We start from the raw sequence: 15799 nt of genomic DNA on the forward strand, positions 1-15799 counted from the left end.
TTTTTGTAACATTTTTTTGTCTTTTGTTACAAGAAAACTTTTTTTTGTAACAAAAGTATTTAAAAATATATGAAAACAGCATATAATTGTGTGTGGATGTGTCAATGCATTTTGCACAATGTTTTCAGTTTAAAAGTGTAGAGGAAAACATGCTCTACACTTTTCCTTTTTAAGAAATTAAAAGAATCTTTGTAAGAGTTGCGAGGTCACCTTTGCACTATGTAAAATGGACAAAGAGGTTATTTGATAGAAAGTGAGAAAGGGAATGATAGACGTGAGAGGTCAAAGAAGATCTTTTATCAGGTGAAACATTATAGTATTTCTTGCAGTGGGTAAGATTAAGGCAAATACCTTTATGTTTTAAGACATTACATAATTTCAAGTACGAAAATTGTACAAGCAGTATAAATAATTATTGATGATCTTCGTAAAAAGATGCGAGCGTGAAATAGATAACGAAGTTACATGTTTTTCATGGGATTTTTGGCACGATGGTCGTCTATTAATAGGAGGAAAAGATGTTGAAATATAATAAATTAGCAATTGTAACTGCATTATCAATGACTTTACTAGCTGGTTGTTTTGGCCCAAAACCAGAAGAGGAGCTATATGTTGCATTTGAAAATGCTGCCAAGCAAGAAAAAACAATGTTTGAAGATGCGAAAAAATTAGAGTCATTAGAGAAAGAGGGTCAAGTATTATATAATCAAATCGTCCAAGAAGGAAAAGATAATAATCAGGCTGTTAAGGATAAGCTTGATCAAGCGGTGAAAAATACAGCTGAACGAGAAAAAGTTCTTATTAAAGAAAAAGAGGCGTTAAATAAAGCACAAGAAGAAGTGAAGTCAGCTGATAAGCATGTGAAGAAAATTGAAGATAATAAATTAAAAGAACAGGCGGATAAAGTAAAGAGTACCTATGAGAAACGACATGATTCATTCCAAAAGATGTACGATAGCTATAATAAATCTTTAAAGCAAGAAAAAGAATTATATACAATGCTACAAGATAAAGGTACAAAATTAAAAGATATTAGCGAGAAAGTAAAGGTAGTAAACCAAGCATATAAAGATATTGAGACAGAAAAAGATAAGTTTAATGAATATACGAAATCATATAATACAGAAAAAGTTGCATTCTATAAACAAGCGAATATTAAAATTAAGGAAGATAAAAAATAAAACAGTTTGGCCTAATATTAGGCCAAACTGTTTTATTTTTTTGTATAGGTACGGCTATACCATGGAACTGGTTCGCTTAATTTTTTTTCTTGTTTTAATGCTTCAGGACCAATATAATCTTGAAGTGTTTTTTTTGCTATTGTTAAAGATAAGGTTGTTTTCGGATTTCGATAGGAGGATTCAAGGTGACCAAGATGCGGTAGGGTGCGAAAATCATCTTTCGTAGGAGGGATATGGAAAAAATAATCACCTAAACGTATAAGAACATCGGATTGTTGTTGACTAAAACGTGGATTTCTAGAAAAATGTAATCCTTCTTTGATAGCCTTTTTTTCAGTAATTAAGCGTTCTAAAGCAGTCTTTTTTAACCAATATAAGTATTTAGGGTTAGTTGCAGCTTTAGCATGACGATTCACAACGAAAATAGATTGAGCTAGTCTATTAATAGAATGTTGATTATGCAATGGAGATTGTGGTTGTGAAGGTTTCATATTGACTCTCCTTTCAATTTTTCCTTATTATAGCATAAATAAAATGGGTTTTTATTATATGCAAAAAGTAATTGTATATATTTTCAATATTAAAGCAATATTGTTACAAAAAACAACTATTTTGTATAATAGTGATAGAATATGTTTCAGAAATTTGATAATGAAAGAGTGAGAAGTTTGAAAGAAATATTAAAATTACAATATGCCATTATAGACATTGGTTCTAATACAATGCGCTTAGTTATTTATGAAAAACAAAGCGGGGGTTTTTATAAAGAGATTGAAAATACGAAAGTGGTCGCTAGGTTAAGAAATTATTTAGTAAATGGTGTATTAAGTGAAGAAGGAATAGAAGTATTATTACAAACATTATTTCAATTTCAAGAAAGTACACGATTCCATAAGCTGCATCATGTACTTTGTGTTGCAACGGCAACAATTAGACAGGCTGAGAATCAAGTTGAAATTAAAAAACTTGTTGAAGGGCAAACAGATTTTACTCTTAGAGTCTTATCAGAATATGAGGAAGCGCGTTACGGTTATTTAGCAGTTATGAATTCCACTTCATTTTCAGAAGGAATTACAGTTGATATTGGTGGGGGGAGTACAGAAGTTACATACTTTCGAAATAGAGAAATTTTAGAATATCATAGCTTTCCTTTTGGAGCACTTTCTTTAAAGCAACAATTTATTCAAGGGGATATTCCTACTACAGAAGAGTTAGAGGAAATAAAAAACTATTTATGGTATCAATTTCGAACGCTACCGTGGTTAATCGATAAAAAATTACCCCTTATCGCAATTGGGGGGAGTGCGAGGAATATGGTAAAAATCCATCAAAATTTAATTTGTTATCCTATAGCCGGATTACATTTATACAAAATGAAAGAAGAAGATATTAAACATGTAAAAGAGGAATTAAAAGAATTATCGTTCATAGAGCTTCAAAAGATGGAGGGGTTAGCGAAAGATCGAGCAGATACAATTATTCCAGCGATCGAAGTCTTTCATATGCTTGTTAACCTTATAGAGGCACCGTCATTTGTATTGAGTAAAAAAGGATTAAGAGAAGGTGTTTTTTATGAAGAATTAGCGAAAGATTTGGGGATTTTTTACTATCCGAACGTAGTAGAAGAAAGTTTATATTTATTATCATATGAATACGAAATGGATATGGAATTTGTAATTCAACTTATTAAACAAGGAACATTGATTTGTAAACAACTTGAAGGATCAGGACTTATTTCTATGTCGGAAAAAGACTGGGAAATATTCCATCAAGCGGCGAAAGTATTTAATATAGGGAAGTACATTGATGAAGAGGCGAGCCGCTTACATACGTTTTATTTACTAGCGAATAAAACAATTGATGGTATGATGCATAAAGATCGAGTTAGATTAGCACTTATTGCTTCGTACAAATCAAAAATGTTATTTAAACAACATTTAGCCCCATTTGAAGGATGGTTTGATAAAAATGAACAAAAAAAAATCCGGCTATTAGGAGCTGTTTTGCAATTTTCAGCTGCTTTAAATGTGAGACAAAGAGCGCTTGTTGAAACGATATCTATAACAGAAAGTAAAGAAGGATTAACGTTTAGAATTGTATGTGAGCAATCGGCATTAGCGGAAAAAGTACAAGCTGAAAAACAAAAAAAGCAGCTAGAAAGAGTATTGAAAACAAATATTCACTTATCATTCGAATCAAAACGTTAAGTTGTACGGATGTCTTTACGAAAAATTAACACTTTGGAATATTGTAATTTGATAAAATAAAAGTAACTAAATTATAGTGAAAAAGTTTCAAAGGGAAGTGTGAAGAGAATGGAATTGCTAAAGGGGAATTTAGTAAATTTAAATGATACAGCGTATTATAATAACCGCGAGTTGAGCTGGCTAGCTTTTAATGAACGTGTACTACAAGAAGCGCAAGATGAAAATAATCCACTTTTAGAAAGATTAAAGTTTATTAGTATTTTCAGTTCAAATTTAGATGAGTTTTTTATGGTGCGCGTAGCAGGTTTGAAAGATCAAGTAAGTGCCGGATTTAATCAGCCAGAAAATAAAGCAGGTTTAACACCGAAGAAACAGTTAAATAAGATTGCGATAAAAGCGCATGACTTAATGACTGTACAGTACGATACGTTTAAAGGTTACATATTGCCAGCGCTTGAACTAGAGGGGATTGAGCGTCTAACATTCCATGATTTGACGAAAGAGCAGAGGGGATTTATCGAAGAGTATTTTGATGAACAAATCTTTCCAGTGTTAACTCCTGTAGCTATTGATGCGTATCGTCCATTTCCTATGTTATTAAATAAAAGCTTGAATTTAGCTACTATTTTATACGATGAGAAGCAGGCAGAGGAAGAAAATCGCACGAAGTTAGGAATTGTCCAAGTGCCTTCTTTACTGGAGCGTTTCATATTTTTACCGAGTGAAGGACAAAAACATAAATTTATTTTATTAGAAGATGTAATTAGTGGTTTTACCCATAAATTATTCACAGGATATAACGTATCACCTGTTACTCGTTTCCGCATTACACGTAATGCGGATTTAACAATCCATGAAGAAGGTGCACGCGATTTATTAAAAGTAATTGAAAAAGAATTAAAAAAGCGTAAGTGGGGAGCTGCCGTTCGTTTAGAAGTTGGTAAAGAACACATTGATGAAAGAGTGCTAGCGTTATTGTATGAAGTGTTGGAAGTAAAAGATGAAGATGTGTACATGATGGATGGACCGTTAGATTTAACATGTTTATTTTCCTTATATAAAAAATTAGCGCCTTTATATGAACATCTTGTATATCCAGCTCTTATTCCACAACCTCCTCAAGATTTAGGTGATGAGGAAGATGTATTTGAAAAAGCGATAGAACATGATATTTTATTACACCATCCTTTTGAGTCGTTTCAGCCAGTCGTTGATTTTGTTCGTGATGCGGCAGATGACTCGAATGTACTTGCGATTAAACAAACATTATATCGTGTAAGTGGAGATTCTCCAATAATTCAGGCGTTGAAGGTAGCAGCCGAAAAAGGAAAACAAGTGACGGTATTGGTTGAGTTAAAGGCAAGGTTTGATGAAGAGAATAATGTTCATTGGGCTAAAGAATTGGAACAGGCCGGATGTCACGTTATTTACGGAGTAAGTCACTTGAAAACGCATAGTAAAATTACGTTAGTTGTAAGAAGAAGAAACGGGAAAATTGAAAGGTTTGTACATCTTGGGACCGGAAATTATAATGATGCAACAGCGAAGTTGTATACCGATTTTGGATATATTACATCGCGAAAAGACTTTGGTGTAGATGCAACAAATTTCTTTAATTATTTGAGTGGTTATACAAAAAAACCGCATTTTCATCATTTATCTGTTGCCCCGTTTGATATAAGAGAGCAGTTTATGGAGTTAATAGATGAGGAAATCCGTTATCATAGACAATATGGAAATGGATATATTATCGCTAAAATGAATTCGTTAACAGATAAACCGTTAATAAAAAAAATGTATGAAGCATCACAAGCTGGGGTGAAGGTAGAGCTCATTGTTAGAGGGACATGTTGTTTAAGGCCAGGGATTCCGAATGTAAGTGAAAATATTCGTGTAGTTAGTGTTGTTGGAAGATATTTAGAACATAGCCGTATTTATTATTTCCATCATAATGGAGATGAGAAAATATATTTATCTTCAGCTGATTTGATGACGCGAAATATGGAAAAACGAGTAGAAATATCCTTCCCAATTTTAGATATTGAAATGAAAGCGAGAATAAAGGCAATTTTACAGCTGATTTTAGCTGATAATGTGAAAACACGTGAACAAAATAAAGATGGTGACTATTATTATATAATTAATAGTAGTACAGAAGAAATTGATAGCCAAGTGAATTTATTTAAGATGGCGTATCAAAATACAGACGCTGAATAATAGAGAAAAAGTAAAAACCTCTTAATCGAAATTAAGAGGTTTTTATTTTTTTCTCTACTCATATGTTCCGTAAATGGAAGAATGAGTAGAGAGAATAGTTTTTATTATAAGCGTATGATGCGTCGGTTCATTGAGAGAATAATATTTGGAAGAATCGTTGTTTTAAATTAGTAATAGTATGGTTGTTGACAAGGCCCGCCGTAACAAGGATAAGGTGGTGGGTAAGGCGGTGGATAAGGCGGATAAAACGGTCTAGGGCCGAAAGCTAATGCTCCACCGATTAACCCTCCAGCAATTCCAGCTAGAAATGGAACCCCGAAAAATGGAAAGAAGCGTGAGTCGCCTGCTGGGCCAATAGGTGCTGAACGAACTGGGATCTGTTGATAATATGGATACATGAACAAACCTCCTTTACTGGACTCATTTTTATCATATGGTGGACCAAGCGTGGATGAGCGCGTACAAGAAAGGATATGTAAGAAAATAGGCGAATTCTTACGAATGTTGTAGGATGAAGAGTGTAATTTCAGGTTTTGACATAAAGCGGAATGGGACACGTGTTCTTCCAATACCTCGATTGACATAGAGAGTCAAACCTTGAATGTTATAGAAACCTTCAGTATATTCTTTTGCAAGCGACGGGGTAATAATAGCACCTAAAAAAGGAATTTGTACTTGTCCGCCATGGCTATGACCAGAAAGTTGAAGATTGATTGGATATGTAGCGATTTGTGGCGCGATATCTGGTTCGTGAACGAGAACAATGGTATAAATATTTTGTTTTGCATGTTGTAAAGTTTCCGCTATTTTTGGTTTACCTAGTAGCATATCATCGAGCCCGAAAATAGAAATTTCACTATTATCCAGTAAACGAATTCGCTTTTCGCTATTGTGCAAAAGTTCAAATCCAGATTCGCGCATGATGTGGTCATAGTATTCAGTTCCATATCCGCCATGGTCGTGGTTACCATAAATAGAAAATTTACCGAAGGGTGCCTGTATATTCTTTAAAATGGATGCAACAAAAGGAGCCTCGGTATATGTTTGGTAGTCATCAATGAGATCACCAGTAAAAAGGACAATATCTGGTTTTTCAGCATTAATCTTGGAAACGATTTGAGATAAATGTTGGAGAGAGAAATAGTATCCGAGATGTAAATCGCTAAATTGAAGGATCTTCATACCATGAAACCCTTTTGGTATAAGCTGTGATTTAAGTGTGTGTTGCGTAAAAGAAAGCAAATAGGGCTCTATATATTTAGCATAATAATAGCCGATACTAGCGGTTATAAATGAATATAGACAAGTGCGTATTCCAGATTTCAAAAAATTTCTTCTTGTAATTTTCTTCATATACAGGTTACTTGAATCTCCCTTCAGTTTTTTAAAAATATATTTTAAACACTAAAAAAGTAGTATAGATTATGAAAAAAATGAACGAAAAGAAACCTCTTTACGTTAAAATATCAGAAAAATTGAAAAATATAAAGATTTCTATCAAATAAAGTGATAAAATGAATGTGTATTCATTTTTGGGAGGGATATATGTGAAAGAGAAGGTAGTAATTATAACAGGTGGATCGAGTGGAATGGGAAAAGGAATGGCAACTCGTTTTGCAAAAGAAGGGGCACGAGTTGTTATTACAGGGCGTACAAAAGAAAAATTGGAGGAAACAAAGTTAGAAATCGAACAGTTTCCAGGGCAAGTATTGCCTGTACAAATGGATGTACGAAATACTGAAGATATTCAGAAAATGATTGAACATATTGATGAAAAGTTCGGACGAATTGATATTTTAATAAATAATGCAGCTGGCAACTTTATTTGTCCAGCAGAAGATTTATCTGTGAATGGCTGGAATTCGGTCATTAATATTGTGTTAAATGGTACATTTTATTGCAGTCAAGCTGTCGGGAAGTATTGGATTGAGAAAGGTATAAAAGGAAATATCATTAATATGGTAGCGACATATGCATGGGATGCAGGTCCAGGAGTTATTCATTCGGCTGCAGCAAAAGCTGGCGTATTAGCAATGACTAAAACGCTTGCTGTTGAGTGGGGGCGTAAATATGGAATACGAGTTAACGCTATCGCACCAGGGCCGATTGAACGTACGGGCGGTGCCGATAAATTATGGATTTCAGAAGAAATGGCTAAGCGTACACTACAAAGTGTGCCACTTGGAAGACTAGGTACGCCAGAAGAAATTGCGGGTCTAGCTTATTATTTATGTTCAGATGAAGCTGCATACATAAATGGAACATGCATGACAATGGATGGAGGACAACACTTGCATCAATATCCATTTTAAGAGGGATGACTAAATGAATGTTTGATTCATTTTTTCGTGGAAAAATGTGACGGAATTGTGACATGTGAAAGAAAGGTATTTACAAGAGGTCATATATACGGTATATTTAAGACCTCTTTTTTCTTCATAGTAGAATTGCTAATTCCCCTTAGCATTTTACCCCTCTAATCCCTTCAGGAAAACTGAAGGGATTTTTTATTATTTTTCCGTAAATATCGTGTTATAATTTTTGAAAAGTAAAGGGAGGGAAGCACGTTGATAGATGCATTAGATGTAATGAGTAACTTGGATAAAGTCCTTCCTTATTATCAAGCTATTTTTAGTGCTGATGAACATACAGTAATTGGATATGAAGTAGTAGGACGTATTCAAACAGAAGAGGGCATACAAAGTTTAGCTTCGTTCTTTCACGATGATTCTATTCCAAGTGAGTTTCAACTGGAAGCGGATAACATTATAGTAGAAAAAGCTTTAAACCGTTATTTAGAAAGCAATCAAAAATTGTTATTATTTATACATCGGAATGCTAACGTATTAATGAATGACGAAGATGAAAGTTTACTTCAACTTTTATTGATGTATGAAAAACAAGGTTTAAATTTGAACCACATTGTTTTAGAGATAACAGAGCATGAATGTAAAGAAGATATTGAGCAATTTAATCATTTGCTGATGTATTATCGTACATATGGTATTCAAATCTCGATTAATAAAGTTGGAACGGGTACAAGTAATTTAGAACGTATTAGCGTGTTAGCACCTGATATTTTAAAAGTAGATTTAACAAACTTAAGGCAAACTGCACTTATACAATCTTATCAAGATATTTTATATTCCTTATCTTTACTTGCAAGAAGAATTGGTGCAACATTGTTATATGAAGAAATTGATGCTTTTTATCAACTACAATATGCTTGGAAAAACGGTGGTAGATACTATCAAGGTAATTATTTAAAAGAATGTTTACCTGATTTTATTGAAACGAATGTTTTAAAAGAGCGACTTGGTAATGAATGTCATCAATTTATTCAGCATGAGAAAAAGAAGTTGCAAAAAATTTATCATTTAACAGAGATGTTACGTGATCGAATTGGTGATGTTCTGTCAAAACAAAAAAAGAATGAAGATATAAATGATTGGTTATTACAATTTAGTCAAAGTATATCACAATGTAGTTTTCGCATATTTATTTGCAATGAAGATGGTTTTCAACAATCAGGTAATGTTATGAAAAAAGATGGGGAATGGATTGTGATGCCGGAGTATTATATGAAGAACTGGAGTTGGCGTCCGTATTTTCTTGAGAATATTATGAAAATGCGTTTTGAAAATAAGGCGAGACTTTCAGATTTATATGCCGATATTGAAACTGGTGAAATGGTACGAACATTTTCCTTCCCAATTGATGATGAAAACTTTTTATTTATAGATTTATCTTATGAATATTTATATGAAGAAGATGTTTTATTTTAATGCACGAAGAGATTCGTGCATTTTTTTGTTTGTTTTTATCATAAATTGGTAATAGTGAAAATGATGATGAAAATGCTGTCTATCGTTGTAAAGATTTTACGAACGAAATCATCCCTTTCTTTGCATAATCATTGTTACAATGAATACTACAAAGACAAGCTCTTTTAAAAGGAAGGTGAAAAAATGAAGAAATATGGAATATGGTTTGTTCTATTTATATGTGTTGCCTTTCTAGTTGGTTATAGTGTTACAACTGTTTTAGGAAAAGAAGAAGTGAAAGTGGATCGGAAAGAAGTGTTTACAACGATACAAAAAGGTTATGAAACGCAATTTTCAATTCGCGGGAAGCAAATATCTATGAATAAGATGATAGCGACGTTATCACCATATTTTACAAATAATTTCCTTCAAGTTTTTACAGATGAAAACAGTAGAAATGAAAAACAAAGTGGTGAATATTTACTTCCAGCAAAAGAAGCTCCGTTTTCCTTTAATTCAGAAACAAAAATGTCTTATGATGAAGAACATAAAAATTTATATGTCTACGAGCGGGCAAAGAGTGGACAATATCAAATTGTGACATTGCAAAAGGATAATGGAAAATGGAAATTAGCAGGGTATCATGAAAGTCAGGAACTGTTGACTGAAATAAAAAGGTTACAACAATTATGAAAATAGGAATAGGTGTCCCCTATTCCTATTCTATACCGAGTAGCTGTTGTAATTTTTCAATTTGAAACCCTGCGACAACTTCTCCGTCAATTACAACTGTTGGAGTTGAATAGGATTCATAGTCGGATAAAAGACGATTGCGTGCAGCAGCGTCTTTTTTTACGTCAAATTCTTCGTATACAACGTTATTATGTTTTAAAAATTCTTTTACAATGGTACAAGGCGGACAATCAGGTTGTGTATAAACCTCAATTTTTTTCATTGTAATTCCTCCCTTTTTCTGTGTTTTATTATATTCTGCCAGTATAAAAAGCGCAATAAAGAAGTAAAAAGATGCTCTTTCATCTTTTTACTTCTTATTTCGACAAATTTTAGTTGAGTTTCTGGCCAAGAACCTTTATCCTAGATTGTGGAACGTTTTTTCTGTTATGACGGATAGAATGAGTATAGCTGTAAAACCTATTGGTAGGAAGATCAGAGAAAGGAGAGATTTCATGTCTCTACTCCAAGGAATTTTAACTCGACTTGTTAGTCTACAAGAACAAGCTGAAAGCGGTGAAGTAGCACAACGCTATTTTGAAGTGAACGGTGAGCGCAAATGTAGCGTGAAATTTTTCGATAAAAGTGAAATGTATGAGTTAGAAGTGTATCAACCAGGTGAAAAGCCTCAAGTGTATCAATTCGATAACATCGATATGGTTGCAATTGAGATTTACGATATCATTTCTTGATACATATAAAAAGGGTACTGCCAAATGGTGGTACCTTTTTTAGTTATATTAATTAATGGGCTATACAGGTAGTAGAAGTTTCAATTTAAGTCGCGATTAAATAAAAGAGTTTTTATAAATGTATATGTATAGGAATTTTTCATTTTTCCTACAATGATAGTAAATATTAATAGGAGGTGCAAAGGATGGAACGCTTACCGATTGTTATTTGTCCTAATTGTCACAGTCATGCTGAAATTAATCATGTATTAACTGCCCAGTCTAATCAAAATGTAATTTATACATGTAAGTTTTGTAATTATGTAATTCGAAATATTGAAACGAATAAAGGGTAGTAAGTTATAATTTTTGTTTTTGTCCCATACAATGAGAATACGAAAAGTCTGTCTAATTGAAAGGACGTGACTATGTGGACGGTGAGCATACATTTTATAATGTTTCAGAGAGACATTTGAATTTTGATATGGTATTTAACCGCATTTGTAATTTCATTGAAAAGGATCCACGAAATTTATATCGATTATCCATTGGGACAGACTCACAAGCGCATCAAAAGGATACGAGGTTTATTACAGCGATACATATTCATCGGGTTGGCAAAGGAGCATGGGGATGTTTGCATCATAAATCAGTGAAAAATAAGCCAGCAACGTTGCGAGAGAAAATATATTTAGAAACACAGTTTAGTCAAGAAATCGCCTATCTATTTACTCCCAATCATATACAAACAATATGGGATTTATTGCACCCATACGCTCAAGAGGGAGCAGGATTCATAATGGAAATTCATTTAGATATCGGGAATGATGGTTTAACAAAAGAATTTATTTTAGATATGACGATGAAAATTCAAGCAATGGGATTAACAGCAAAAATTAAACCAGATGCTTATGCGGCATTTAGTTATGCGAACAGATATACGAAATAATGTGAAATGATGTCTATATATTTGCAGTCGTTAAGTGTTTTTAACAAAAACTGAATATTACATCTATTAAATGAGTTGAAAATTTTATATAATGAGAGTGATGATGTGAGTGCAAGGAGAGGGGCATATGGAAAAGGAATTTGTTTTAACAAGAGAAGAAGAAAATTTATTGTTGGATATTCTGTTTCAGCAAAATTACGCGAGCGAAATTTTAGCGGTGGAGCTTACAGACATTGAGAATGGTTTAAAACAGACAGATGTGACGCAATATAAAAAAATCACAAGATTATTTTACCGATTAAAAAATAAAGGGTATTAAGTGCTACCGGAATGGTAGTCTTTTTTTTATGTTATATGCTAAAATAGCTGTGTATCTTTATTTTTATTAGAAGAATGTTAGGACAAAATAATAATATGAAAACGCTATCATAAAATGTGAATAGGATTGGAGAATATAAGCAAGGGAAATGGGGGATGTAACATGATTAGTATTCCGAAAGATGAGTTTCAACAAATTCTTGTGAAGGATTTAATGATTTCATCAGAAAAAGTAGCACATGTCCAAATAGGGAATGGTTTAGAACATGCTTTACTCGTTCTTGTGAAATCTGGATATTCGGCGATTCCTGTTTTAGATCCTATGTATAAATTACATGGGTTAATTAGTACTGCTATGATTTTAGATGGTATTTTAGGATTAGAGCGCATTGAGTTTGAAAGACTTGAGAATATGAAAGTGGAACAAGTGATGAAGGAAGAGATTCCAGTTCTTATGTTAGAAGATTCTTTTGCAAAAGCTTTAGAAATGACAATTGATCATCCTTTTATTTGCGCTGTCAATGAAGAAGGTTACTTCGAGGGTATTTTAACACGTCGGGCTATTTTAAAATTGTTGAATAAAAAAGTGAGACAGCATAATCGATAACGTAGGGAAAGTGACTTCACAGAAAAGGCGAAGTCACTTTTTTTCGTGCATATCAGTTGTGTATGTATTATATTTAAAAAGACATAAAACATAAGAAAAGTTTGAACTAACAAACCGCTCTAATGTATAAAAGTATTCAATTAAATTAAGGATGAAATGTTTATTAAAATTAGGTGTATGGAAGCTAAGGAAAGAGGGAGAAAGTTGCAAATTGATGATTTTCAAATGATGGTTGTGTTAGCGCAGGAATCAAATATGAGAAAAGCGGCGGAACGTTTATTTGTTTCCCAACCTGCGCTTAGTCAACGATTACAATCTATGGAGAAACAATGGGGAATGAAATTTTTTATTCGTTCACAAAAAGGATTGACAATTACACCTGAAGGGGAAAAAGTTGCAAATTATGCAAAAGAAATGTTACAACGGGAAGAGAATATTAAAAGTGAACTGGCTCTTTTTAGAACGGAAACATACGGTACGTTAAAAATAGCTGTTGCATCAGTCATTGGCCAATATTGGCTTCCACCTGTTTTGAAAAAATTTGTGCAAAAGTATCCTTCTGTGAAGATATCTCTGTTTACTGGCTGGAGTAGTGAAGTGCAAAAGCAATTTTATGAAGGAGACGTTCACGTCGCCATATTAAGAGGGACACAAGAATATAAAGGTCAGAAGCAACAATTATTTGAAGATGAATTATACTTAGTTGATAAAGAAATAAAAGATATTACAATGTTGAAAGAGACAAATAGACCTTTTATTCAATTTAAAAGTGATTCGACTTACTATGGACAAATACAAAATTGGTGGTATGGATTATTTTCCAATCCACCTAAGCGAACGATTGTAGTTGACCAAATTGAAACGTGCAAACAGCTTGTTTTAAATGGTATAGGCTATGCTCTTTTACCTTCGACTGTTTTAAAAGAAGTGCAGGAAAACATGTATAAAACACCTGTTCAATTAACGAGAGAAACATGGTTATTGACGAGTGACTCGGCAAGGCAGTTGAAGCAAGTGCAAGCATTTTTAGAAATTATAGAAGAAATTCAAATGGAAAAATAAGATTATTGTCTTGCTACTCGCTCTATCGTTTGGTAGAGTAACATTATAAATGGATTTAGGAGGCAACAAGAATGAAAATGATGGACGCTAACGAAATTATTTCGTTTATTCAAAACAGTGAAAAGAAAACTCCTGTAAAGGTATACATAAAAGGGGATTTAAAAGAAGTAACATTCCCTGAAACAGTACAAGCATTTGTAAATAAAAAATCTGGTGTATTATTCGGAGAATGGTCTGAAATTAAGACAATTCTTGATGAAAATAATAAGCACATTGTTGACTATGTAGTTGAGAATGACCGTCGTAATTCTGCAATTCCAATGCTTGATTTAAAAGGTATTAAAGCTCGTATTGAGCCAGGCGCGATTATTCGTGACCAAGTAGAAATTGGTGACAACGCTGTTATCATGATGAATGCAACAATTAACATCGGTGCTGTAATTGGTGAAGGTACTATGATCGACATGAACGCAGTGCTTGGTGGACGTGCAACGGTTGGTAAAAACTGTCACGTAGGTGCAGGTGCTGTACTTGCAGGTGTTATTGAGCCACCTTCTGCAAAACCAGTTATCGTTGAAGATGATGTCGTAATTGGTGCAAATGTAGTTGTTCTAGAAGGTGTTACAGTAGGTAAAGGTGCAGTTGTAGCAGCAGGAGCTGTTGTAACAGAAGATGTGCCTCCATATACAGTTGTTGCGGGAACTCCGGCACGTGTAATTAAAGAAATTGATGAGAAGACAAAAGCAAAAACTGAAATTAAACAAGAGCTTCGTCAATTAAACCCAGAGAAATAAAAAACAAAAAGCGTAAGAGCATGAATGTGCTCTTACGCTTTTTATAGATAGAGGTGCAAAAATGACAGTAAGCAAATTTGTCCAAGTTCGTAGAGATTTACATAAAATTCCGGAAATCGGATTTAAAGAGTGGAAAACACAACAGTATATTTTAGATTATATAAGAACGCTTCCTAACGAATATTTGGAAGTGAGAACATGGAAAACAGGTGTAATTGTTAAAGTAAATGGAAAAAATCCAGAAAAAATAATAGGTTATCGTGCAGATATAGACGGTCTACCTATTACAGAGGAAACTGGATATGAATTCTCTTCTGTCCATGAAGGAATGATGCATGCATGTGGACATGATTTACATACAACAATCGGTTTGGGCCTTCTAACAGCGGCTGTAAGCGAAAGAATAGATGATGATCTTGTGTTTATATTCCAACCAGCTGAAGAAGGTCCAGGTGGTGCACTTCCTATGTTAGAAAGCGATGAGTTAAAAGAATGGAAGCCTAATATGATTCTTGGACTTCATATTGCGCCTGAATACTCTGTGGGAACAATTGCTACAAAAGAAGGCTTATTATTTGCGAATACATCAGAGTTATACGTTGATTTAAAAGGAAAAGGTGGACATGCTGCATATCCGCATACAGCAAATGATATGATTGTTGCAGCGAGTCATCTCGTTACACAACTTCAATCAGTTATTAGTCGTAATGTGAATCCTCTTGACAGTGCGGTAATTACAATTGGGAAAATTACAGGTGGTACAGTTCAAAACATTATCGCAGAAAAGTCTCGTTTAGAAGGAACAATTCGAACGTTATCAGTGGAATCAATGAAACGTGTTAAAAGTCGAATTGAGGCAATTGTTGCGGGAATAGAAGCTTCCTTTCAATGTGAAGCTGCTATTGACTACGGAGCGATGTATCATCAAGTGTATAACCATGAAGAGTTAACGAGAGAGTTTATGCAATTTACACGTGAACAAACGAATATGGACGTACTTACATGTACGGAGGCAATGACAGGTGAAGACTTTGGGTATATGCTTCGAGAGATACCTGGATTTATGTTTTGGCTTGGAGTAAATTCAGAATATGGTTTACATCATGCGAAATTAAAACCAGACGAAGAGGTTATTGAGAAAGCGATTGTATTTTTAAATCAATATGTGAAGTGGAAGGGAAATAGAAAGTGAACTTACTCGCTAATTGTGCAACAGTTTAGAGTGGGGATTTTTTAGTTCCGAGACGAAAACATCTTTTGTATTTGTTAGTGTTAGACATCTTCATACAAATGAGTA

At 33.6% G+C, this 15799-nt stretch carries 18 protein-coding genes; 14 read left to right on the top strand and 4 right to left on the bottom strand.

Going from position 1 to position 15799, the window contains the following annotated elements:
* The first annotated feature begins 518 nt into the window (after positions 1 to 518).
* On the top strand, positions 519 to 1181 hold the full coding sequence (locus QCI75_RS07370; RefSeq protein WP_002014826.1) for a YkyA family protein: 663 nt from the start codon (positions 519 to 521) through the stop codon (positions 1179 to 1181).
* Positions 1182 to 1213: 32 nt separating this feature from the next.
* Here the strand turns inward: QCI75_RS07370 and QCI75_RS07375 are convergent, their stop codons facing one another.
* Positions 1214 to 1672, bottom strand: a complete 459-nt coding sequence (locus tag QCI75_RS07375) for a YkyB family protein (RefSeq protein ID WP_002014827.1) — start codon at positions 1670 to 1672, stop codon at positions 1214 to 1216.
* A gap of 141 nt (positions 1673 to 1813) precedes the next feature.
* Between QCI75_RS07375 and QCI75_RS07380 the strand changes: the two genes are divergently transcribed.
* Positions 1814 to 3388, top strand: coding sequence for a Ppx/GppA phosphatase family protein (locus QCI75_RS07380; RefSeq protein WP_353760164.1), 1575 nt, complete (start codon positions 1814 to 1816; stop codon positions 3386 to 3388).
* Between the two features lie 108 nt (positions 3389 to 3496).
* Entirely contained in the window at positions 3497 to 5605 is a 2109-nt protein-coding gene (locus tag QCI75_RS07385; RefSeq protein WP_353760165.1) for a polyphosphate kinase, read from the top strand.
* 167 nt (positions 5606 to 5772) lie between these two features.
* Here QCI75_RS07385 and QCI75_RS07390 read toward each other — a convergent pair whose 3' ends face one another.
* Positions 5773 to 6003, bottom strand: a complete 231-nt coding sequence (locus QCI75_RS07390) for a hypothetical protein (RefSeq protein ID WP_353760166.1) — start codon at positions 6001 to 6003, stop codon at positions 5773 to 5775.
* A gap of 97 nt (positions 6004 to 6100) precedes the next feature.
* Positions 6101 to 6958, bottom strand: a complete 858-nt coding sequence (locus QCI75_RS07395; protein WP_144506698.1) for a metallophosphoesterase — start codon at positions 6956 to 6958, stop codon at positions 6101 to 6103.
* A gap of 194 nt (positions 6959 to 7152) precedes the next feature.
* On the opposite strand from QCI75_RS07395, the gene fadH reads away from it, so the two are divergent.
* From fadH to QCI75_RS07410, 3 genes are all read left to right on the top strand, one after another.
* Positions 7153 to 7917 carry a 2,4-dienoyl-CoA reductase gene (gene fadH, locus QCI75_RS07400; protein ID WP_000660915.1) on the top strand — a complete coding sequence of 255 codons (765 nt, stop codon included), beginning with the start codon at positions 7153 to 7155 and terminating at the stop codon, positions 7915 to 7917.
* 255 nt (positions 7918 to 8172) lie between these two features.
* On the top strand, positions 8173 to 9390 hold the full coding sequence (locus tag QCI75_RS07405; RefSeq protein WP_000564311.1) for an EAL domain-containing protein: 1218 nt from the start codon (positions 8173 to 8175) through the stop codon (positions 9388 to 9390).
* Positions 9391 to 9573: 183 nt separating this feature from the next.
* Entirely contained in the window at positions 9574 to 10062 is a 489-nt protein-coding gene (locus tag QCI75_RS07410) for a DUF3993 domain-containing protein (RefSeq protein ID WP_098779343.1), read from the top strand.
* 25 nt (positions 10063 to 10087) lie between these two features.
* On the opposite strand, the gene QCI75_RS07415 is transcribed toward QCI75_RS07410, so the two are convergent.
* Positions 10088 to 10324 (bottom strand): glutaredoxin family protein, encoded by a 237-nt coding sequence (locus tag QCI75_RS07415; protein ID WP_070144681.1) that lies wholly within the window; start codon positions 10322 to 10324, stop codon positions 10088 to 10090.
* Between the two features lie 232 nt (positions 10325 to 10556).
* Here QCI75_RS07415 and QCI75_RS07420 point away from each other — a divergent pair, with 232 nt between their 5' ends.
* The 8 genes from QCI75_RS07420 (at position 10557) to QCI75_RS07455 (ending at position 15694) form a co-directional block, all read left to right on the top strand.
* Complete coding sequence (locus tag QCI75_RS07420; RefSeq protein WP_070144680.1) at positions 10557 to 10793, top strand: YkuJ family protein; 237 nt, start codon at positions 10557 to 10559, stop codon at positions 10791 to 10793.
* 185 nt (positions 10794 to 10978) lie between these two features.
* Entirely contained in the window at positions 10979 to 11128 is a 150-nt protein-coding gene (locus tag QCI75_RS07425; protein WP_002160670.1) for a hypothetical protein, read from the top strand.
* Positions 11129 to 11202: 74 nt separating this feature from the next.
* Positions 11203 to 11721, top strand: coding sequence for a ribonuclease H-like YkuK family protein (locus QCI75_RS07430; RefSeq protein ID WP_070144679.1), 519 nt, complete (start codon positions 11203 to 11205; stop codon positions 11719 to 11721).
* A 127-nt stretch (positions 11722 to 11848) separates the two neighbouring features.
* A complete protein-coding gene (gene abbA, locus QCI75_RS07435) occupies positions 11849 to 12040 on the top strand; it encodes an antirepressor AbbA (protein WP_002145987.1) in 192 nt (63 codons plus the stop codon).
* Positions 12041 to 12202: 162 nt separating this feature from the next.
* Positions 12203 to 12646, top strand: coding sequence for a cyclic-di-AMP-binding protein CbpB (gene cbpB / locus QCI75_RS07440; RefSeq protein WP_098779339.1), 444 nt, complete (start codon positions 12203 to 12205; stop codon positions 12644 to 12646).
* A gap of 177 nt (positions 12647 to 12823) precedes the next feature.
* Complete coding sequence (locus QCI75_RS07445; protein WP_144506696.1) at positions 12824 to 13708, top strand: transcriptional regulator CcpC; 885 nt, start codon at positions 12824 to 12826, stop codon at positions 13706 to 13708.
* 71 nt (positions 13709 to 13779) lie between these two features.
* Positions 13780 to 14502, top strand: coding sequence for a 2,3,4,5-tetrahydropyridine-2,6-dicarboxylate N-acetyltransferase (gene dapD, locus QCI75_RS07450; RefSeq protein ID WP_061689318.1), 723 nt, complete (start codon positions 13780 to 13782; stop codon positions 14500 to 14502).
* Positions 14503 to 14563: 61 nt separating this feature from the next.
* Entirely contained in the window at positions 14564 to 15694 is a 1131-nt protein-coding gene (locus QCI75_RS07455) for an N-acetyldiaminopimelate deacetylase (RefSeq protein ID WP_353760167.1), read from the top strand.
* Positions 15695 to 15799: the final 105 nt, after the last annotated feature.

The organism is Bacillus cereus group sp. RP43 (assembly GCF_040459645.1).
Lineage (GTDB): Bacteria > Bacillota > Bacilli > Bacillales > Bacillaceae_G > Bacillus_A > Bacillus_A mycoides_C.

Bases quoted from the DNA above. Each gene is read 5' to 3' on its own strand.
- QCI75_RS07370 (WP_002014826.1), top strand. From the start codon at position 519: ATGTTGAAATATAATAAATTAGCAATTGTAACTGCATTATCAATGACT.
- QCI75_RS07375 (WP_002014827.1), bottom strand. From the start codon at position 1,672: ATGAAACCTTCACAACCACAATCTCCATTGCATAATCAACATTCTATT.
- QCI75_RS07380 (WP_353760164.1), top strand. From the start codon at position 1,814: ATGTTTCAGAAATTTGATAATGAAAGAGTGAGAAGTTTGAAAGAAATA.
- QCI75_RS07385 (WP_353760165.1), top strand. From the start codon at position 3,497: ATGGAATTGCTAAAGGGGAATTTAGTAAATTTAAATGATACAGCGTAT.
- QCI75_RS07390 (WP_353760166.1), bottom strand. From the start codon at position 6,003: ATGTATCCATATTATCAACAGATCCCAGTTCGTTCAGCACCTATTGGC.
- QCI75_RS07395 (WP_144506698.1), bottom strand. From the start codon at position 6,958: ATGAAGAAAATTACAAGAAGAAATTTTTTGAAATCTGGAATACGCACT.
- QCI75_RS07410 (WP_098779343.1), top strand. From the start codon at position 9,574: ATGAAGAAATATGGAATATGGTTTGTTCTATTTATATGTGTTGCCTTT.
- QCI75_RS07415 (WP_070144681.1), bottom strand. From the start codon at position 10,324: ATGAAAAAAATTGAGGTTTATACACAACCTGATTGTCCGCCTTGTACC.
- QCI75_RS07420 (WP_070144680.1), top strand. From the start codon at position 10,557: ATGTCTCTACTCCAAGGAATTTTAACTCGACTTGTTAGTCTACAAGAA.
- QCI75_RS07425 (WP_002160670.1), top strand. From the start codon at position 10,979: ATGGAACGCTTACCGATTGTTATTTGTCCTAATTGTCACAGTCATGCT.
- abbA (WP_002145987.1), top strand. From the start codon at position 11,849: ATGGAAAAGGAATTTGTTTTAACAAGAGAAGAAGAAAATTTATTGTTG.
- cbpB (WP_098779339.1), top strand. From the start codon at position 12,203: ATGATTAGTATTCCGAAAGATGAGTTTCAACAAATTCTTGTGAAGGAT.
- QCI75_RS07445 (WP_144506696.1), top strand. From the start codon at position 12,824: ATGGAAGCTAAGGAAAGAGGGAGAAAGTTGCAAATTGATGATTTTCAA.
- dapD (WP_061689318.1), top strand. From the start codon at position 13,780: ATGAAAATGATGGACGCTAACGAAATTATTTCGTTTATTCAAAACAGT.
- QCI75_RS07455 (WP_353760167.1), top strand. From the start codon at position 14,564: ATGACAGTAAGCAAATTTGTCCAAGTTCGTAGAGATTTACATAAAATT.